The following is a 20,703-nucleotide window of genomic DNA, read 5'->3' as shown; positions in this document are numbered from 1 at the left end:
AAAAATAATTAGATTGTAGTACTTTCACGATACTCACCATAAACTTCTTTTAGAATTTTTGTTATTTCTCCTATTGTTGAATAGTTTTCTACACATTCAATTACATAAGGGAATAAATTCTCCTCGTTTATTGCAGCCTTTTTCAATCTATTCAAAGATTGTTCTACTTTTGTGGTATCTCTTTGCCTTTTTAAATTCTTTAACTTTTCTATTTGCTTTTCTTCTTGTTCTTCATCAACTTTTAGGATATCTATCTTTTCTTTTTTGTCAGAATTGTATTCATTAATCCCCACTATGATCTGTTCTTTATTTTCTATCCTTTTTTGTGTTTTATAAGCACTATTTAATATTTCTTTTTGAGGGTATCCGTCCTCTATGGCTTTTACCATTCCGCCTATCTCATCTATTTTTTCTAAATATTTTTGAGCTTCTTTTTCTATGTCTAAAGTTAATTTTTCTATAGCGAACGATCCTGCTAGAGGATCTACGGTTTCGCTTACTCCGATTTCGTGGGCTATGATTTGTTGTGTTCTTAAAGCGACGGTGACGGATTGTTCTGTAGGCAGTCCTAAAGCCTCATCATAAGAGTTAGTGTGAAGTGATTGGGTACCACCTAAAACCGCAGCCAAAGCTTGAATTGTTACCCTTATTATGTTATTCAAAGGTTGTTGTGCGGTTAATGTGGAGCCGGCAGTCTGGGTATGAAATTTCAATTTCATTGCGTCTTCATCCGTCACACCGAAGCGTTCTTTCATAATCCTTGCCCATAATTTTCGAGCTGCCCTAAATTTTGCTATTTCTTCTAAAAAGTTGTTATGGGCATTAAAAAAGAATGAAAGGTTCCTTCCAAATTCATTTGGATCTAATCCGGCTTTAATTGCTGCCTCGACATAGGCTATTCCATCTGCCAATGTGAAAGCTACTTCTTGAACAGCATTGGCTCCTGCTTCCCTAATATGATAGCCACTGATACTTATTAAGTTAAATTTTGGAAGGTTTTTACTTCCATAATCAAAAATATCTACAATCAACTTCATGGATTCTTTAGGCGGAAAGATGTAAGTGCCCCTTGCTATGTATTCTTTTAAAATATCATTCTGAATAGTGCCTCTGAGCTTTTCATAAGGAACACCTTGTTTTTTTGCAATAGCCATTAACATTGCTAATAAAATCATCGCAGTTGAGTTGATAGTCATTGAAACACTTACCTTATCAAGAGGGATGCCGTCGAAAAGAATCTCCATATCTCTTAATGAATCTATTGCTACTCCAACCTTTCCTACTTCTCCCTCTGACATGGGATCGTCTGAGTCAAATCCTATCTGCGTTGGCAGATCAAAAGCTATGGATAAACCTGTTTGGCCTTGTTCTAGTAAATATTTGTATCTTTTGTTTGATTCTTCTGCGGACCCGAATCCTGCGTATTGACGCATAGTCCACAACTTACCACGGTACATGGTTGGTTGTACACCTCTTGTGAAAGGATATTCACCAGGGAAGCCTAAATCTTTAATGTAATCTAAGTTTTTTATATCTAAAGGCGTGTAAAGCCGTTCAATCTCATCTTCATATGAGGTAACAAATTCCTTTTTTCTTTCCGGGAATCGGCTCAATGTACGTTCTACTTTTTTCTCTTCCCACTCTTTTTTTGACTTTTCTATTACATGGATTTTTTCTCTTTCAAACATAGGAATTTCCTCCCACAATAAATTTTTATACGAACTATGAAAAAAATTTCATTACCCGGGGTCATTATTATTTTACCCTATTATTTTAAAATTTACAAATTTTTATTTTCAAAAAATAATTTCGCTGACTAACGAAGGCAATATTGTGTTATAATTTAAAAAGTCAGTTTGAGGAGGTAAAAAACGATAAAAGCACATTTTGACAAAGACCTTAGGTCATTAATTGAGAAATCCAATTATACCCCAAAACAAATAGCCGATAATTTAAAAATACCTGTATCCACCCTAGAAAATCTTATGGATGGAGACTTTGAGTACTTCTCCAAAGTCTCTTTGACAGATGTAGCAAAGAGATTGAGTTCTATGTTGGGTGAAGAGATAAATGTAATCTTTGAAGATGAAGAGTTAAAAGAAGAAGGCCAGCTAAAAAAGAAAGATACAACGTATAACAAACTTAGAATATTTCAATTTTTGATGGTAGCATTCTTGATCGTTAACTTAATTTTTCTTTATTTTCTAATTCAAGATTTAAGGTTTTACAACAGTATACTGCGAAGAAATATATACACCCTAAATGTTATCAATAGAGGACCTTCTGAAATATATATAAACGAAACTGTGGTTACACCAAACCAGAATATTCAAATCCAACTAGCCTTTGGAGAAAATTTAGAAATACATGGTAACCAAGGTGAAACGGTTATAGAAACACCACTTGTCAAATATACTGTAAAACTAGAGGATTTTGAGGTGAGTTTGTCGTATGGGAGTGAATAAGGCACCAGATCTTGTAAATTATTTGGCGCATATATTTACTGCCGGAGATTCCGATTTATGGCTTTATAAAATGAGTTTGAAAGAGTTGCTCGAAAAACATTTTGGACCTATCGACTATATTTCTTCTTCATTAGATTTTCAGCGCTTTACCAATTATTATAACGAAGAAATGGGTAAAAATATACGAATTGAATCAAGGTTGGTGAGTTTTAAATATCTAAGTTCTCCCGGTTTTTTGCCGGACGCGAAATTGATAACGAATGAGATTGAGAATAACTTTTCGGTTGATGGTAAAAGAAAAGTAAATATAGACATCGGCTATCTTCACCACACTCAATTTGTTTTAGCGAGCACAAAACACTGGGGCAATAGGATTTATATTGGCAAAGGTATATATGCTGAGATTACCTTAATGTACAATTTCGGGCAATGGGAACCTCTCAAATACACTTACCCTAATTTTAAAGATCCTGAATATTTAAATGAGTTAGATATTATCAGAGATATTTATCTGAAGAAAAGAAAAAATTATATATCGTAATGTGCTTATTAATTTCTATAAATGGATGGTGAAAATATTGTTGTCACAAGGTGGTTGGTTATCACTGATATATTTAGTTGTATTCCTTTTTTTGGCTCATTCTTCTCCTTTTATTATTGCAGCGTTGATTTTGGGTGTCTTTTTGTCTATGCTTATAGAAGCACCACAAAATTTATTTTCTAAGATTATGAATTCTAAATTATCTGCCGTTTTATCACATATACTTGTCTTAGGTTTAGTATTGTATGCAGCGATCACATTTTTCCCCGTTGTGATTAGTGAAGGCAATAAACTATTTTCTATGCTTTCCTCTTTAACAATTCCACAAGAAGAAGCATTGGCTCAACTACCAGAATGGTTGGTTACTTTTATCAACGATTTGAACAAAAATCTTTCTGATTTTGCCTTAGGTTTGATGAACCAGCTTTTATCCGCCATTCCCAGTTTGATAACTTCAGCAATTGTTTTGGTGGTAACAACTGCGGCAATAGGTTCATTAAAAACGATCACGAAGAATAATTTATGGAAACTCTACCCTGTAAACGACAGAGAAAAGGGTTTGAAATTTATGAAGGATACATACTCACAGTTTGAAAGATTTGTACATGGACAATTTTTGACAGCTATAATGGTAGGAACTTTCATTGGGTTAATGTCCTTCATCTTTGGTATACCAAGTGCACTTTTTTTAGGTATCTTGGCTTGGATCACTGATTTTATACCCTATTTGGGAGTAGTTATTTCGGCGGTTCCTTTGTTGATGTTAGCTTTTACCGAAAATGGGCTAATCGGTCTAATAATAGGTTTAGTAATTTTAACCGCTGCCAATCAGTTAGAAATGTGGTTCTTCAGTCCGAGAATCCAAAGTAATGCTCTAAATTTGCATTGGTTTGTAATAATAATATCTATACTTTTATTCGGTGAGTTATTCAGCTTTTTAGGCATTCTTATCGCCCTTCCGATAGTTGTTTATATTAGAAACTTTTGGGAATATTTTGTGATAAAAATCAAGTGATACTAAATGAAAAAACTTTATCTTTTTTTAATAACCATTTTGTTGGCAATATTTAGTTTCTCATCTGCCAATCTGTTAACAGAAAATGATCCCGAATACTATTTTAAAAAACTAGGGGAAGTCTATTTAAAATATCCTATTTATGGAGATTTAAAAAGCTCTTCAGAAATTTTTGAAAATTATATCCACTTTTCGATGGATTTAAAATACGAAGACAGAATTATTGATAATTTTAATCTATCTACAGGCTGGTATAGAAGTACAGAAATAAATGAAGTCCTGTTTAGGGATTTTGTTTTAGAAAACGGAAATTTATTCACGTTCGGAATCAAAAACTATTATAGCGATTATTTTTATGCACAGTTCATCGCTGATTTCAGGTTAGGTGATACCTCTTACTTTACTTACGAAAATTATAATCTTTTCAACCTTCCATCTTTGGTTTATATCTCTTTGGATTTTCCCACTTATTCTTATTTATCTTACAATAAAGAAGATCTTAGTTTTTTGCTGGGAAGAGTCCCTCTTTCATACGGCCCTATGAAATACAACCTCGTTTTATCAAATAACTCTCCTTATTATGATACGTTGGCTATTTCTTATTCTTTTAATGATAAATTAGATTACGATTTTTCTGTTTTATCCATGGTGCCTTTGCTTTCAAAAGAAGAGTACGCTGCGATGGCTGACGAGTTTATCGCCTTAAGAAATGTTTTTTATAATGGTTTAAATTATAATCCAAACGAAAAACTTTATTTGGGATTAAGCTCATTGAATCAGGTGGCGGGAGAGTTACCCAATCCTGTAAATATGTTTGTAAAATCAGATGTGGGTGTATATGGTGGGTACATGAAAATTATCCCTTTTTGGGATATAAATATAGATACTGAATATGCGTTTAATTATGACACAAATAGCACTGGTTATGGTTTAGGACTTTCAAAAACCTTTGATTTTGAAGGTGCCAAATTTAAACTTGGTGCTGAGAGATATGAAATAGAAGATAACTTTTTTTCGAGTGATTATCCGTACGATAATTTATACTACAGAACCATTGCTTTATCTTCCGCACCTGATGCCAGAATTTTTTTTGACTATCCTTTTGGTTTCAAGTATGGAGAGGACTCCAAGATTAATAGTGTTGGTTTAACCTTAGCTTTTGAAAAAGGTTATTTTAATTACATCTGGGATCATGGAAGGAACTCAAAAGGTATGATCAACAGCAATATTTTTCGTTTCTTGTTCAATACAAAGATAGGAGATTTTGAGATGAAGTGGAAATCCTTGGAGAATGGTGAGGAAGAATTTGAGACATTTATAATATCTTATTTATTCGAGGTGAACTTTTTATTACCATGAACAAAGTTGAGTTGTTATCCCCAGCGGGGAACTACGAAAAATTGGAAACTGTTTATCACTATGGTGCCGATGCCGCATACATTGGTGGAAAAATTCTAAATTTAAGGGCATTTTCCAAAAATTTTGAAGACGAAGAATTGGAAAAGGCAATAAAATTGGCCAGAAAATTACAAAAGAAGCTTTTTGTAACACTCAATGCAATACCCCACAATTTTGAATTAAAACTCTTACCTGATTATGTAAATTATTTGGAAAATTTAAGCGTGGATGGAGTAATAATCTCGGATTTGGGTGTATTTAATATTGTTAAAAGAATATCAAACTTACCTTTGATCGTAAGCACTCAGGCAAGTAACACCAATTGGGCCAGTGTTTCTATGTGGAGAGATTTAGGAGCGAAGAGGGTCATATTGGCAAGAGAACTTTCATTAAAAGAAATATCAGAAATCAGAGAAAAAGTCCCAGATATAGAAATTGAAGTATTCATACATGGAGCGATGTGTGTATCTATTTCAGGAAGATGTCTATTAAGTAATTACTTGACGGGGCGGGACGCCAACAGAGGGGAATGTACACAGCCTTGTAGATGGAAATACTATTTAATGGAAGAAAAAAGGCCTGGGGAGTATTTTCCTGTGTTTGAAGATGAAAGAGGAACTTACATTATGAATTCTAAAGATCTTTGCACTATCGATTTTCTTGATAAAATAATCGAAACCGGAGTTGATAGTTTAAAGATAGAAGGAAGGATGAAAAGTAGTTATTATGCAGGAGTAACGACTAAAGTATACAGGCAAGCAATAGATAGCTATTACAACAAAGAATACACAAAGGAACTTATCGATTGCTTAAAAAAAGAACTCGAAAGCGTTAGTCACAGAGAATACACATCAGGTTTTTACTTTCATAAACCGGATGAAAACTCCCAAAATTATAAGACTTCTTCTTACATTAGAAATTACAAATTTGTGGGGAAAATTATAGAAAAGATATCTGAAGATCAATATGTTGTTGATATCAGGAATAAGATAGAAAAGGGTGAAGAATTAGAGATTGTAACCAAAAAAGGTGAAAATACTAAAGTATTATTGGATCAAATAGTAAATCTTGAAGATGGTAGTTTAATAGATAGTGCTAATCCAAATCAAAAAATTATTTTGGAGGAGTATAATTCCCTGGACGTCGGTGATTTAATCCGAGTTCCTATAAGTAAAGAATATAAAAAGTAATTGTTTTTAAAAAAACTGCAAGAGGTGATGTATGTGAAGAAGTTTTTTGTTTTAATTTTACCGGTTATGTTTAGCTTTATGCTGGCTTTTTCAGAAAGTTATCAGTATTATATTTATCAAAACGATGCAGAGATTGGAAATATTATCGTGGAGTTTGATGTAACTAATTATTTAGGGAAAACTACCTCTATTTTAAATATAGGGGAAAACACCCTAAAATTTGTTTCAGAAACAAAATATGATGTTTCTTGGACATTTCAAGAATATTCACTAGATATTTTTGTTGACAATCAAAAGCAAGGAACTTTGGTAAGTACTTACAACGGGAAAAAGGTCACAAATCAATTCAACGGTATAAATTTAAAAAATTATAACGTAGAAAACGTAATTATTTTAGATAATAACTTCATTTTAGACCATATATTCGCCCTTTATTATAAAAATCTGCCCGAAGGTAAATATTCAGCATTTGTTCCTCAATTGTCTCTAAACCAGACAACTTGGAACAATGCAATTTTAGACGTGGAAATTGAGTATAAAGATCCTCAAAATTTTGTAATTTTGTCTTCGGGTTTAGCACAGAATGTAGTCTTTCAAGACGGTAAAATCACCAAGGTTGAGATACCTTCTCAATCAATTGAAGTGACAATGCAAAAGAAAGAAGCAAAAGCGAAAAATTACGTTGAAAAAGAGATTGTTTTTGACAGCTTCGATGGCTTTAAATTGGAAGGTTCTCTGATGCTTCCAAAAGAAGTTGATAAAAATAAGAAGGCAATCGGTATTGTCTTGGTACATGGTTCAGGTCCACTTGACAGAAATGAAACTATTGGAACGCTTACACCTTTTTTGCACCTTTCAGAAGGCCTAGTTGAAGAAGGATATATTGTTCTAAAATACGACAAAAGAAATTTCACCATGGCAAAAAACGGGCAAAATTTTTCAAAGGTTATGCCAGACGTGTTTATCAAAGACGCACAAGCAGCTATAAGATACTTAAAAACCCTACCAGAAGTTAATAAAGAAAAAATAATTGTTATTGGTCACAGTCAAGGAGCTTCTTTCTTACCTTATATAATTGAAGGAGAAGAAGTACTTGCTGCTGTTGCCCTTTCTCCAGCTTTGCTAGAGATTACAGAACAAATAGTTTACCAAGTAGAATATCAAATAGATTATTATAAAAAGCTTAATACTGACAATTCATTAGATAGTGTTATAGTAATGTTGGAAGACGTTTTGACAGAGGCAAAAAAAGTAAATGAAAGTATGAAAAAAGAAGAAATAGACCCAAACGAGCTATATTTAGATTATTATAGTGGAGAATTTTTAATTCGATGGAGTGAACTAAGTCGAGGTATGGTAGAAAAGTTTGTGAATATGAATGTTCCGTTATTAATAATCAATGGCACACAAGATTTGAAGACGCCCTACGAGCTCTTAAAAGAATATGAAAAAGAATTGAAAAAGAAAAATGATTTAGAAATAGTTTACATAGAGAATATGGCTCACGAGCTTGTCAACTTCCAAACATTAAAATTTGAAGATAAAGTAGTCGATCAAATCGCACTTTGGTTGGAAAGCCAGGGACTTTAATCAAAACCCCATTATCGCTGTTACAACAAATACAATTATGAAGGAGATAAGAGTTGTTAGACTCACGAAACTACTAGCGAGTTCGGAGTCATAGTTATTTTTTACCGAATAAACGATCGCCATCATTGCACTTGGTAACAATGGAGAAAGAAAAAGAGAAATTCTTTGCAAGTCTGTGCTTACAGGGATTAGTAAAGTGGATAGAGAAACTATCAACCCTAATAAATACTTTGTGGTTACAGAAATCGTTAAGATCCTTCTGTGGGCTTTGAGAGATACTATATTGAAATAAAATCCTACTAAAAACATTATCAAGAAATTATTGGCGTCTTTTATAACCATCATCGGGGAAAGTATAAATTCAGGTAAATTAACGCTGTTTAGGAAAAAAGCTATAATTAAAGCTATAAAGGGAGGAAATTCAAACAGGTCTACAATGTGGAACTTTCCTCCTTTTCCTTCAGCAACAGACTTGCCAACTCCAAATACTATAAAACTGTTTCCTAAGTCGTAAAGTGCAAAGTAAGTTATGGATTCAATGCCCCATAACATTTCTGCCAAAGGGTACATGAAAAGGCCAATATTCAATCCACAAAAAGCTAATAGTATCACGGTACTTATTTTAACATCTTCGATTTTTAAAGTTCTTATTAAAAATTTTCCACCCCAAAAGATCAGTAAACCGCCTAATAAGCCTATTAAAACAAAAAATAATTTAGATAAATCTATATGAGACGAAGTTATACCTATAAATACAGTCATGGGAAGAGTAAAATTGATTATCAAAGTTGTTAGAATATCACCCGTATTTTTGGGTAAAAATCTTTTGGATATGTTTCCTAGTGTTGCTATTATTACGAAATTTATAAGTGCCGTCACTGAATTACTCTCCTTTTATTTTTATAGTGTCTATTTTAGAAATTCTAAAGATAGTTCCATTCTTACAGTTTTTAAAGGATCAACTACTTGACAAATTTGAAGATTTCCAGTAGCGCTAAGTAAGAACATAGCTTTTTCTTTACTCAATTTATATTCTTGGCTCAAAAAATGTACCATGTTTTTTGTGGCTGTAATTGAAGCTTCATCTAAAGATGGTTTTGAAGCTAATGAATAAATATTTTTTTCAGTTTTCACCATAGGCAATTTCCAATTTTTATCTTTTATTATATTGAATGAAACGGATACTTCAGCGGGGATTTCCACACCTGTCACGCAAACTTCCCCATCTCCCATAGCTGCATGTAAATCGCCTAAAGCAAATAAAGCTCCTTCAACATTCACAGGTAGATACACGGTAGTTCCTTCTCCAATGATATTACAGTCCATGTTTCCACCATGCTCTCCAGGTGTACCACAAGGGATACTTCCTTCCTTAGGAGCGGTACCAATAACCCCTATCATCGGTTTTAAAGGTATTTCATAGTCATACAAAAAAGCTTTGTTTTCTTTTATTGGTACTATTTTGATAAAACTTCGTTCAAAAGAATCACCTAAGGCTCCCATATCTTTGCCCGTTAACATTACACCATAATCTCGAGTTATTTTTATATTTTCTATATTAACTTCCAAAACGTCTCCCTCTTTTGCCCCTTCAATGAAAATAGGACCTGTAGCCGGATTAACTTTTTCCCAGTTTATTGAATCGAAAGACTGGTTCTCAGATCTTATTTCATCACTTAAAGCGTCTTTGGTCTCTATACAGATTTTCTCTTTTGGTTTAACTTTAGCTACGGGAGTATTTGTTTTAGAAAAACTAAATATAGAGTTTTCTTTTTTGATTTTCATCAACATTGATCACCTCTTTTGGTTTTTTTCTGTAAATAAAAGGAATACTTTTTGAAAATTTTGTTTTATCTTTATTTATAATTAAAAAGACTATAATATAATCAATGTATATTTTATCATACAAGTTTTAATTATCTATTATTATAAAGTCTGATTAAAAGAGTTCAAAGCAAATATTTTTAATAGGAGAGGTTATGGTGGAAAATGACGAAAAGGCAATAGAAGAGCTATTGGATATGTATGAATCCGCTTCGGAGATGTATACAGGAGCAATAATGCGAATAGATCTGTCAAGTGGTAAGATCATCTATTCAGAAAATTTAAAACAAATCACCGGTATTGGAAAACACGAACTTCCCGAAAATCTAAATGAGTTATTAGGTTTGATAAAAGAAGAAGATGTCCAAAAAATTATCGATAAAGTTAATAGCAGTGAATACGAAGCCGAGTGGACGTTGAAAGTTTCTTTGAAAAGCAACAGAGAAGGTTTTAATACTTTTGATTTAATAGGAAAGAAAAAAAGAAGGAACGGAAAAGATGTTTTATACGTTTTGGTTCGCAATCCCCAGAAGAATTTTGGTTTGATGAGTCCTGATACATTTTTTCCAAAAGAGGTAATTGACAATTCTCCTCAGGCCATAGTGATAACTGATAAAAACAATAAAGTAGTGAGGGTAAACAAAGCATTTTTAAAAATGACCGGCTATACTCTTGATGAGGTTATCGGGAAAGATCCTCACTTTTGGGCTTCAAATATGCACGATAAAAGTTTTTATGAGCAGATGTGGCAAGAACTTAAATCAAAAGGATTTTGGAGCGGTAGAATAATAGATAGAAAAAAGAACGGTGAAGTCATATTCCTTTATTCAAATTTCTTCGAAATTAAAGGATACAACAACGAAGTAATAGGGTATATGGCTATAAATACGGATATTACTAATAGGGTTAAAAAAGAAGAAGAAATAACAAGAGTACTCAAACATGATTCTTTGACAGGTTTGCCAAACATAAAAGGTTTATCCGAAAGAATTGAAGATGTTCTGCAAAAAAATACAGAAGAAAAGAAATTTGCTATTTTAGTAGTGAAAATTGATGAATTACATGAGTTAATTGACCTTTATGGTTTGGAAACGATGAATCGCGTTATAAAAGAGGTAGCAAAGAAAATTATCGAAATTGTTGATAAAAAATACTTTGTCTCCGTAATCTCTAAACACGAGTTTGCTTTGTTTGGTTGTTTTGAAGATGTAGATGAGTTAGAAAATTTCGCGGCCAACCTTTTAAATAACTTATCAAAACCTTTTCAAATACTTGGAGAAAGAATTTTTTTGAAAATAAGGATAGGTGTAAGCAACTATCCATTAGATTCAACTAATCCAGAAGGTTTGATAAATCAGGCAAAAATAGCTTTAAAAGATTCAGAAAAAAAATCTATCAATTTTTATTCCACCGAATTATCGAAAATTTTTGTATTTGAAAAGAAAGTGGAAGATGAGATATATTTGGCTTTGGAAAATAAGGGACTATTGATGTATTTTCAACCCCAAATAGATACAAATTCGATGAATGTTATAGGTGCTGAAGCATTAATTAGAATGCGAAAATCTGACGGTTCCATTTTATCACCAAATGAATTTTTGGATATTGCTAAAAAGAAGCAACTCATGGATAGGATCGATCATTTTGTTTTGGAAGAAACAATAAAGAGTTCAGGCGTTATAAACGAATCATTAAATAAAAACGTAAGAATTTTTTTCAATGTCTCAAAATCATTTTTTGAAAGAGAGAATTTTTTATATAACATTGAAAGTATGTTGCATAAGTATAATTTAAATCCTTCTTACTTAGGAATTGAGCTTACGGAAGATCTATTCATTGAAGATTTTTATTCAGCTCAGAAAAAAATAAAGGCTTTAAAAGAAATTGGATTAAAGATTGCCCTTGATGATTTTGGAACAGGGTTTTCTTCTCTTTCCTATTTAAATAAATTGGATATTGATAAGATAAAAATAGATAAAAGTTTTATTGATAATATTTTACATGATAAGACGTCTCAAAGGTTAGTATCAAGTATCATTTCAATGTCGAAAAGCTTAGGCTTTGAAGTTATTGCAGAAGGGGTAGAAAGTGAAGGACAGTTATTATTTCTTCAAGAGGAAGGGTGCTATGAGGTACAAGGTTATTATTTTAGTAAGCCTTTATCCTTTGATCAGTTCAGACTTTTTCTGAAAAAAGAAAGAATTAATATATAAAAGGGAGAGAGAAATGACACAAACGATTGAAGAAAAAATAGATTCTATCAAAAAAGAAATGAAAGAGATAATAGGTAATAAACATTTGTATATTGCTTTTTCAGGAGGCATGGACAGTACCGTCGTAGCCCTACTTGCAAAAGATATTTTTCCTAAAAGTAAGATTACTTTAGTGAACGTTTGTTTTGGTGGTTATTCTTACTCAAAAGGATTAGAAGCTGTTTTAACCTTATCCAAACAGTTGGGTTTAAAATTATTTTTTTCACGAGGCGAAGAAGAACAAGAAGGGATAATGTACCATGGACCAAATTGTAATCAATGTACAAGAATTGTAAAAATGGGGAAGGTAAAGCAATTTTCTTATAAAGGGATAGTTGCTTCAGGTGCCAACTTATCTGATTCGTGGGGCAATACGGGGATTAAGTTTTTTGATGGGATATACTCTCCCCTTTTAAATTTGAGCAAAGAAGAAATACAAGAGATTTTAGATTACTATAATATAACGATACCAAAAATCGGGGAGAATAAAATAAGAGAGGGATGTAAGTACAAGCATTTATTAAAAATGTCTGTTAATAGAGATTATCATTCAAGAGCTGATATCATTGCCAACGAAGTAATTCACGATGTGCTAGATTTTTACGATGTTCAAAGAGAGATCGCAAACGTTAAAATTATCGGCCCTCTTTCAAAGAATATCGCTCTGATAAATGTTAAACCTTTACCCTCTAAAGAAATTTTAGAAGAGATAAAACATCTTCTTCAGAATGAAGATACCATAGATTTTGTTGATATAGTAGACAGCCCTTTAAAGCTGAAGATTTTGGTAAATCCAGGTATATATAACAACGAAGAGTCAAAATATTGGATATTAAATGGGCGATTGGCTCCGGAATTTGCTATGCCCATAAGCGCCGAATGGGTAAAAAGCTCAAACTACAAGTTATGGACTTTTGCTGTGGTGGATTATAAAAAGTTATAAAAAAATCACAATTCTATCCAAAGGGTTAGAATCGTGATATAATGTTTAGGAAAAAAAGATTAATATACGATAATTGTAATATTTGAAGGAGTTAGTATGGTATATATAATCATTTCTATTGTAATTTTGTTAATATTGGTCTATGTTTTTTATATAGGGATAAAAACTGCAATCTATGTTAGAAGAATCGCTAATGAAAAAGATAAACCACCTGCTTTCGCTCCTCCCAGTCCGAAAAAAGTTATAAGGAATCGATTTAAAAGCTCTCTTTTTGAAACGGCTATTACTTGTTTAGAAAATGAGGTCGAAAAGGATTATGCACTTAAATCTATTATAGAAAAGTTACCTCTCTTTTTAAAAGCCGATTCTTGGAGTTTTTTATTGACTCCCAATAATGACGAATGGAGATTTTTATTTTGGTCAAAGAATTTAGACTTTCTTCCCTTAGAAGAAGTAGCCAAAGAAATACAGATTAGCGGAGAACATATAAAAAGGGTATTCAATACAAAAAAAATACTTTTTATAAAAGATACTAAAAATAATACTCTTTGGAATCAAAAACATAGCTTGTCTAAGTCTTGGCTGGGCATGCCGATTATGGTAAAAAATGAGATAATAGGTGTTTTGAATGTGGATTGGTTTAAGGAAGTAAAAGTATCCAAATTTGAAAAAGAATTGATAAATTATTTTCTAGAAGATATAGATAGGATTTTAAAAACGATTTTTTCTTTGAATGAACTGTTTCTAAGTTCAGATTTAGATATCTTAACTCAGGTGTACAATAGGAAAGCCCTTGAAAAATATATCTCTCAACATAAATCCGATAGTTCAAATAAGGCGGTTATTTTTCTGGACTTTGACAATTTTAAAAAGATTAACGATAATTTTGGGCACACCATTGGAGATCAAGCTTTAAAAATTCTTACAAAGAGAATTCAAAATTCTATTAAATCTGATGATTTAATCTATAGGTACGGGGGAGACGAATTTGTTATAATAATAAATGAAATAAGAGAGAACAATAGTATTGACATAATAATACAACGGATCAAATCAACTGTTAAAACCCCAATAACAATTAAAGATACATTGATAATATCTTCTATAAGTATAGGCTACTGTCTTGTTCCTCAAGAAGCTCCTGATATTGAGAAAGCCATTGAAATAGCGGACAAAAGGATGTATTTGCAAAAAGAAATACATTAATTAATATTAAGGGGGTATTACTAATGGGTATATGGTTGATCTTTTTATTGGTTTTATCTGTTATTTTTATAATTTTTGCAACTGCAAGGTTAACGCTACACCCTTTCTTAGTTTTACTTTTCACTGCGATTTTGTTCGGTATTTTTTCTGGAATGGGTTTGACGGAAATAGTTGATTCAATTACCGGTGGTTTTGGAGGAACGCTTGGAAGTATAGGCATTGTAATTGCCGCTGGTACGATAATTGGTACTTTCCTTGAAAAGTCTGGTGGTGCTTTTAAGATGGCGGAAGCTACTTTAAAATTAACTGGGGAAAAAAGAGTTCCGTTGGCTATGGCTATAATAGGTTATATAGTTTCCATCCCTGTTTTTTGTGACTCTGGATTTGTAATTCTTTCCCCATTGAACAGGGCTGTTACGAAGAGGGCAAAGTTCTCCCTTGCAGCAACCGGTCTTGCCCTTAGTCTTGGATTATATGCAACACATACAATGGTTCCTCCTACCCCAGGACCCATAGCTGCTGCTGGTATCTTAGGTGCAGATTTGGGGATGGTTATATTAATTGGTTTGGTAGTTTCTATTCCCGCTATGCTAATAGGCGTACTATACGCCAATATAATGGGAAAAAGAATATATATAGATCCAGAACCTGAATTAAGCGATTCCGAAATAGAGGAAAGAACCAAGAAAGCCCCTTCAACTTTTAATTCTTTCATGCCGATAGTTGTTCCTATCATATTGATACTTTTAAAATCAATTTCTGATTTCCCAACCAGACCTTTTGGAGACGGAGCTATTAGAAACTTTTTTGGTTTTGTAGGTAATCCGGTAATCGCTCTTTTAATTGGAGTTTTAATTGCTTTCACTTTACCCAAAAAATTAGATAAAAAGATGCTTTCTTCAAGTGGTTGGGTAGGTGAAGGATTGTTGAATGCGGCATCTATTATTTTGATAACAGGAGCTGGGGGTGCATTTGGAAGAGTCCTTCAAAATTCAGGAATTGCAAATGTATTAGGCGAAGGTTTAGCAACAGCTAATTTAGGTATCTGGCTGCCTTTTATCGTAGCTGCAGCGATTAAATCGGCCCAAGGATCTTCAACTGTTGCCATAATAACTACTGCATCGTTAATGGCACCATTGATGGGCTCTCTAGGTTTGACCACACCTGCTGCAATAGCGTTGTCTGTTGTTGCCATTGGAGCTGGTTCCATGGTAGTATCTCATGCCAACGATAGTTATTTCTGGGTTGTTTCACAATTTTCGAGAATGAGTGTTAATCAAGCTTATAGGCTTCAAACGCTGGGGACATTAATAGAAGGAGTCACGGCAGCAATCGTTATATGGATTATAAGTTTAATGATTTTGTAAGGAGTTGATTGTTTGAAAAATTTACGTGAAGATGCCTTTAGAATAATAAAAAGTTCAATAGATTCTGTTTTACCTGAAAAAGCTATTCAACAAGAACTTGAGAATTTGAGTTTAGAAGATAATATTCATATAGTTGCTATAGGTAAAGCTGCCTGGAGAATGGCCAAAGCAGCAAAAGAATTTTTAAAGAATAAGGTAAAAGATGGAATAGTTATAACAAAATATGGCCATTCTCAAGGTGCTATAGGTGGTCTTCAAATATATGAAGCAGGTCATCCGATTCCGGATGAAAATACCATAAAATCTACAAAGAAAGCTATAGAATTGGTAGAAAATTTACGTGAAGATGATGTTGTATTATTTCTTGTTTCAGGAGGAGGTTCAGCCCTTTTTGAGCTTCCTGTTGAGGACGTTACTTTGGAAGACCTAAAAAAAGTAACAGATATGTTGTTAAAATCCGGGGCAAATATAGTGGAAATAAATACAATTCGGAAACATCTCTCTCGAGTTAAGGGAGGGAATTTTGCAAAGTTAGTTGAACCTGCCAAAATATATTCTCTTGTTCTATCTGATGTTTTAGGAGATAGATTGGATAGTATAGCATCTGGTCCTGCATACCCTGATTCTACCACCATCGAAGATGTGGAAAAAATAATAAAAAAATATGACTTACAACTTTCAGAAAAGATCTTACGAGCCTTAAAAAATGAGACTCCAAAGCATCTAAATAACGTTGAAACAAGGATTATAGGTAGTGTAGCCAAGGTTTGTGAAAGTGCTGCCAAGATTGCTCAAAGTTTGGGATATAATACTATGATTTTAACAACTACCCTTGATTGTGAAGCAAAAGAAGCTGGATCATTTTTAGCTGCCATAGTTAGAGAGGAAAAAGAAAGAGAAAGACCTTTAAAAACTCCTTGTGCAATAATTTTAGGAGGAGAAACCGTTGTTCATGTTATGGGAAAGGGTAAAGGAGGAAGGAATCAAGAATTGGTTTTATCGGCAGCTCGAGGTATTAAAGGATATCAAGAAGTTTTGATCGCTTCGGTAGGAACAGATGGAACAGATGGCCCGACGGATGCCGCCGGCGGAATAGTTGACGGAGAAACGATCAACAGATTACAAGAGAAAGGAATAGATGTTGAAAAGGTATTAAATAACAACGACTCATATCATGCTCTCCAAAGTATTGACGGTCTAGTTATAACAGGACCTACCGGCACAAATGTAAATGATTTAACTTTTATTCTCTGTAATTGAATCATCACGTTTCAATTTCTTAATAAACTCGTAGGTCAATCTGGCGGTGATGCCCCAAACAATTCTATCTTCGTAGACATAAAAATAAACAGGGTATTTACCAACTCTCCAGTTGTAATCTTTTCCATTAGGGATAAGATCGTAAGGGAATCCTTCATCTATTTCATTTGTAAGATAAGTGTTATGTACTAAAGGTTCATGAGATAAGAAATATTCTAAAGGTACAGTGAATACTTCCTCCACTTCTTCATTAGGTTTTATTGTGTTAACGTTTATATTCAAAAAGCCAACATACGAATATATTAAATAATTAAAGGGAGTAAGGAGATAATCAGCTGCTCCCAATATTTCTATGTTATTTGGTTTTAAATTTAATTCTTCACAACTTTCTCTAATAGCTGCATTTTTTGGAGTTTCATTGGACTCAATTTCTCCTCCTGGGAAAGAAATTTCACCAGGTTGTCTCTCTAAAGTTTTGGATCTCAATTCGTATAAAAGGTGTAAAGAATTGTCTTTTTGTATCAACGAAATCAACACAGAAAAACACTTTTCTATTCCTATAGGTTTAGGAGGATAATCCTTAAAAATTTCTTTAATTTTATCTAGATTCACATAATCACCTTTTTTACCAAAATCTTTCCGAAAGAAGCTTCGCAATAGCCTCCAAAAATGATCGATCGTCTTGATCAAAAGGGGCTTTTTCATGACTATCAATATCTATTTCACCAACAATATTGCCATTTTTATCAAATATGGGAACAACGATTTCTGATTGTGTTTTTGGGCTGCATGAAAGATAGTTATCCTCTTTGCTAACATCATCAACAACGAAGGTCGTTTTTGTACTTGCTGCTTGCCCACAGATACCTTGTCCAAACTTAATTTTTGTATGTTCTGTTGGCTCTCCAACAAAAGGTCCTAATACAAGAGAATTATCTTCTGTCTCATCGACTAGGTAAAAACCCACCCAATTATAATAAGGTATCCTTTCAGCTAACAATTGAGAAATTAATTTTAAAATACTCTGCTGATCGTTATAATTTTTGTCACTGATAAGCGTTTTAATTTTATCGTATAAAATCCAAAAATCAGCTTTTTTCTTATTGGGTGGTGTAGAATTAATGAATTTCATTATTGCTTCTTCTATTAGGGTTTTTGGGTCGATCTTATCTCTGTTGAAATAAAAATAAAGTATATCTATACCAATTATGGTTCCTATGAATGATTCTAAAAATTCGTAAGGGCTATTACCTGTGAACACAGTTAAATAAACCGCATAATCTCCCCTGTCAACTTGAAACTTTTCAGAGGATTTTGTCAGGTCCTTGATGATATCAGCTTTTAAATCTTTTATGATTTCTTGCTTGTACCAAAAAGCCCTGTCAAGTTCCCTTCTTCCAATTTTTTTAAACTTTTCAACAATCTCATCATCTTTGATATCTTTTTTTTCTTGATAAAGATTTATAAAATCTAAAGATCTTTTGTAATCCTGCCAAAATAAATTCCATTTTTCTTTTGGATAAGTCAATACTTCAAAAAAATAATCAGTAAAATCTCTAAAAACGCTTCTCATTAATACAATGGACCTCCTTTTGATTTTCCGACAATTATTTAAATTATATCAAAATTGAATCATAAAATAAAAAATCACCTTTTCTGAAGAAACGAGCTTCCGCCTCTTAAAGAAAGGTGGATGGTGCCGAGGGCGGGACTTGAACCCGCACGGACAAAAGCCCATAAGATCCTGAATCTTACGCGTCTACCAATTCCGCCACCTCGGCTTATTAACTGCCATTCGTTTAAATTATACCACTACAAAGGGATTTTGTGAATACCATTCCGGATATTTAATAATGTAACTTAGCATAATTATATATTAACTAAATAAATGTTTGTGCGTTACTTTTTGTGTATTAAATATTGAATTAGAAATTTATGATTTTTGAAATTTGGATTCTCAAAAATTTAGCAGTTTACGAATATGAATAAGATAATTTTAGAGTTTCTAAAGGCAATATAAAATCCAAAAAAACTTAGGGAGGTTGGATAAATTGGAATTAACGCAACTCATAAGAGAAGCGGCAAAAAATCTAGAAACACCCTTTTTAGTATTAGACACTAATTATGTAAAGGAAAATTATTACAAGCTCAAAAATTCAATCAACGATGTGGAAATTTTTTATGCGGTAAAAGCCAATTCTCATCCTAGCATACTTGAAACATTAAGAGATTTAGGAGCTTCTTTTGATGTTGCATCAAGAGGGGAAATAGAGAAATTGATGAAGTTGGGAATTTCTACAGATAAAATGAGTTTTGGAAATACCATAAAGAAAGAAAAAGACATAAAATTCGCCTGGGATAATGGAGTAGAATATTTTGCAGTAGATGCTGAGATGGAAGTTGAAAAGATTGCAAGAAACGCTCCAGGTGCTAAAGTATATGGAAGACTCTCAATGAGCTCCAATGATTCGGATTGGCCACTGTCAGGTAAATTTGGTACGGACGTAGATCATTTAATAGAAATACTCAAATATGCAAAAAGAAAAGGATTAATTCCATATGGGGTATCTTTCCACGTTGGTTCACAATCATATAACAAATACAAGTGGAAGGAAGCAATTTTGAATGCCAGCGAGGTTTTTGAAAAGCTTCACAAGCAAAAGATCGATTTAAAAATGTTGAATCTAGGTGGTGGCATTCCAGTAAAACACACAAAACCAGTTCCGGAAGTAGAAGAAATTGGAGAAGTAATAAATGAATCGATCAAAGAGTATCTTGGTTGGGTGGAAGGATTGAGAGTTTTATCTGAACCCGGAAGGTCTATGGTTGGGAATGCTGGAATAATTGCATCAAGAGTACTTTTAAGGAGTAGAAAAGGGACACAAAACTGGGTGTTTTTAGATACTGGGGTTTTTCACGGTTTAATGGAAACCATTGAAAATTTCAGGTATGAAGTGTTGGTGGAAGGTAAAGAGTATTCCGAGACAACAACTATGACCTTAGCTGGCCCTACTTGTGACAGTGTGGATACTATCTACGATGAAATTGAGCTACCAATCGATATTGATTATAATGATATAGTATATTTCATAAATACAGGTGCTTACACCAATGAATATGCGACATCTTTTAATGGAATTGAACCTCTTAAAGTATACACAGTCGAAGATTTAGAAGCTTTGTTAAGAAACAATATACTATTAATGGAAGAGGTACAGAGCTAATTGCGTAAAATTTCAATGAGGCCTGGTTTTGAAGGCCTCATTTTTTTAAATACAAGGTCAATGTTTTCTAAAAGAGACTTTTGACAAAATTATCAATTCACAATAATTTTCAAATAAGTTCATAAAAAAGAAATTGACAAAGTGGAGAGAGATGTGGTAATATATACAACGCTGATGGATGAAAGAGTTATTAAAGTTTGCGTTTTTAAGCAAACCAAGTTCTTTTAAAAAAATAAATTTTTGTTTTAAGTAAGTTTGAGGGGTAAAGCCCTTGATGAATGAAGCTCTTTGAAAAGTAGATAGAGGAGGCCCAAGAGTATAGGATGAAGGGTTTGATCCTGGCTCAGGGTTAACGCTGGCGGCGTGCGTAACACATGCAAGTCGGACGGGTTATGCTTCTTCGGAAGTATAACCAGTGGCGAACGGGT

17 protein-coding genes, 1 tRNA gene and 1 rRNA gene are annotated in these 20,703 nt (G+C 33.0%); 13 read left to right on the top strand and 6 right to left on the bottom strand.

Annotation, left to right across the window (positions count from 1 at the left end; genetic code table 11):
- Positions 1-8: 8 nt before the first annotated feature.
- A complete protein-coding gene (locus tag X926_RS08070) occupies positions 9-1,688 on the bottom strand; it encodes a methylmalonyl-CoA mutase (protein ID WP_103065702.1) in 1,680 nt (559 codons plus the stop codon).
- Positions 1,689-1,985: 297 nt separating this feature from the next.
- On the opposite strand from X926_RS08070, the gene X926_RS08065 reads away from it, so the two are divergent.
- From X926_RS08065 to X926_RS08040, 6 genes are read left to right on the top strand one after another with little or no spacing between them, the layout of a single operon-like run.
- Positions 1,986-2,465, top strand: coding sequence for a hypothetical protein (locus tag X926_RS08065; RefSeq protein ID WP_123821447.1), 480 nt, complete (start codon positions 1,986-1,988; stop codon positions 2,463-2,465).
- Complete coding sequence (locus X926_RS08060; protein WP_103065700.1) at positions 2,452-3,006, top strand: DUF4416 family protein; 555 nt, start codon at positions 2,452-2,454, stop codon at positions 3,004-3,006. The genes X926_RS08065 and X926_RS08060 overlap by 14 nt, the downstream gene beginning before the upstream one ends.
- Positions 3,007-3,043: 37 nt before the next feature.
- Positions 3,044-4,021 carry an AI-2E family transporter gene (locus X926_RS08055; protein ID WP_233186714.1) on the top strand — a complete coding sequence of 326 codons (978 nt, stop codon included), beginning with the start codon at positions 3,044-3,046 and terminating at the stop codon, positions 4,019-4,021.
- Positions 4,022-4,027: 6 nt separating this feature from the next.
- Positions 4,028-5,380 (top strand): hypothetical protein, encoded by a 1,353-nt coding sequence (locus X926_RS08050; RefSeq protein ID WP_103065699.1) that lies wholly within the window; start codon positions 4,028-4,030, stop codon positions 5,378-5,380.
- A complete protein-coding gene (locus X926_RS08045; RefSeq protein WP_103065698.1) occupies positions 5,377-6,609 on the top strand; it encodes a U32 family peptidase in 1,233 nt (410 codons plus the stop codon). Before X926_RS08050 ends, X926_RS08045 begins: the two co-directional genes overlap by 4 nt.
- Before the next feature lie 33 nt (positions 6,610-6,642).
- Entirely contained in the window at positions 6,643-8,199 is a 1,557-nt protein-coding gene (locus X926_RS08040; RefSeq protein ID WP_158245230.1) for a S9 family peptidase, read from the top strand.
- Here X926_RS08040 and X926_RS08035 read toward each other — a convergent pair whose 3' ends face one another.
- Together X926_RS08035 and X926_RS08030 are read right to left on the bottom strand one after the other, a co-directional pair.
- Positions 8,200-9,078 carry an AEC family transporter gene (locus X926_RS08035; RefSeq protein WP_103065696.1) on the bottom strand — a complete coding sequence of 293 codons (879 nt, stop codon included), beginning with the start codon at positions 9,076-9,078 and terminating at the stop codon, positions 8,200-8,202. It abuts the gene before it with no gap.
- Between the two features lie 30 nt (positions 9,079-9,108).
- A complete protein-coding gene (locus X926_RS08030; RefSeq protein WP_369973689.1) occupies positions 9,109-9,987 on the bottom strand; it encodes an acetamidase/formamidase family protein in 879 nt (292 codons plus the stop codon).
- Between the two features lie 191 nt (positions 9,988-10,178).
- Here X926_RS08030 and X926_RS08025 point away from each other — a divergent pair, with 191 nt between their 5' ends.
- The 5 genes from X926_RS08025 to X926_RS08005 all read left to right on the top strand — a co-directional run bounded on the left by X926_RS08025 (position 10,179) and on the right by X926_RS08005 (position 17,051).
- Positions 10,179-12,236 (top strand): GGDEF domain-containing phosphodiesterase, encoded by a 2,058-nt coding sequence (locus tag X926_RS08025; RefSeq protein WP_103065695.1) that lies wholly within the window; start codon positions 10,179-10,181, stop codon positions 12,234-12,236.
- Positions 12,237-12,249: 13 nt separating this feature from the next.
- A complete protein-coding gene (locus tag X926_RS08020) occupies positions 12,250-13,218 on the top strand; it encodes an ExsB family protein (protein WP_103065694.1) in 969 nt (322 codons plus the stop codon).
- A gap of 96 nt (positions 13,219-13,314) precedes the next feature.
- Positions 13,315-14,424 carry a sensor domain-containing diguanylate cyclase gene (locus tag X926_RS08015; protein ID WP_103065693.1) on the top strand — a complete coding sequence of 370 codons (1,110 nt, stop codon included), beginning with the start codon at positions 13,315-13,317 and terminating at the stop codon, positions 14,422-14,424.
- A 23-nt stretch (positions 14,425-14,447) separates the two neighbouring features.
- Entirely contained in the window at positions 14,448-15,791 is a 1,344-nt protein-coding gene (locus X926_RS08010) for a GntP family permease (RefSeq protein WP_103065692.1), read from the top strand.
- A gap of 12 nt (positions 15,792-15,803) precedes the next feature.
- Complete coding sequence (locus tag X926_RS08005; protein WP_103065691.1) at positions 15,804-17,051, top strand: glycerate kinase; 1,248 nt, start codon at positions 15,804-15,806, stop codon at positions 17,049-17,051.
- Here X926_RS08005 and X926_RS08000 read toward each other — a convergent pair.
- The 3 genes from X926_RS08000 to X926_RS07990 form a co-directional block, all read right to left on the bottom strand.
- Positions 17,028-17,663, bottom strand: a complete 636-nt coding sequence (locus X926_RS08000) for a CoA pyrophosphatase (protein WP_103065714.1) — start codon at positions 17,661-17,663, stop codon at positions 17,028-17,030. The two genes, X926_RS08005 and X926_RS08000, sit on opposite strands and share 24 nt — an antisense overlap.
- Positions 17,664-17,676: 13 nt before the next feature.
- Positions 17,677-18,624 carry a GAF domain-containing protein gene (locus X926_RS10255; protein WP_199171198.1) on the bottom strand — a complete coding sequence of 316 codons (948 nt, stop codon included), beginning with the start codon at positions 18,622-18,624 and terminating at the stop codon, positions 17,677-17,679.
- 121 nt (positions 18,625-18,745) lie between these two features.
- Positions 18,746-18,832 (bottom strand) — tRNA-Leu (locus X926_RS07990).
- A gap of 270 nt (positions 18,833-19,102) precedes the next feature.
- Here X926_RS07990 and X926_RS07985 point away from each other — a divergent pair.
- Together X926_RS07985 and X926_RS07980 are read left to right on the top strand one after the other, a co-directional pair.
- Positions 19,103-20,275, top strand: coding sequence for a type III PLP-dependent enzyme (locus X926_RS07985; protein ID WP_103065690.1), 1,173 nt, complete (start codon positions 19,103-19,105; stop codon positions 20,273-20,275).
- A 320-nt stretch (positions 20,276-20,595) separates the two neighbouring features.
- A 16S ribosomal RNA gene (locus X926_RS07980) occupies positions 20,596-20,703 on the top strand; the annotation flags it as partial.

It is taken from the genome of Petrotoga sp. HWHPT.55.6.3 (genome assembly GCF_002895495.1).
In the GTDB taxonomy this organism is placed as follows: domain Bacteria; phylum Thermotogota; class Thermotogae; order Petrotogales; family Petrotogaceae; genus Petrotoga; species Petrotoga mobilis.
Note: the sequence above shows the minus strand (reverse complement) of the source record. Positions and strands in the feature narration are given on the sequence as shown.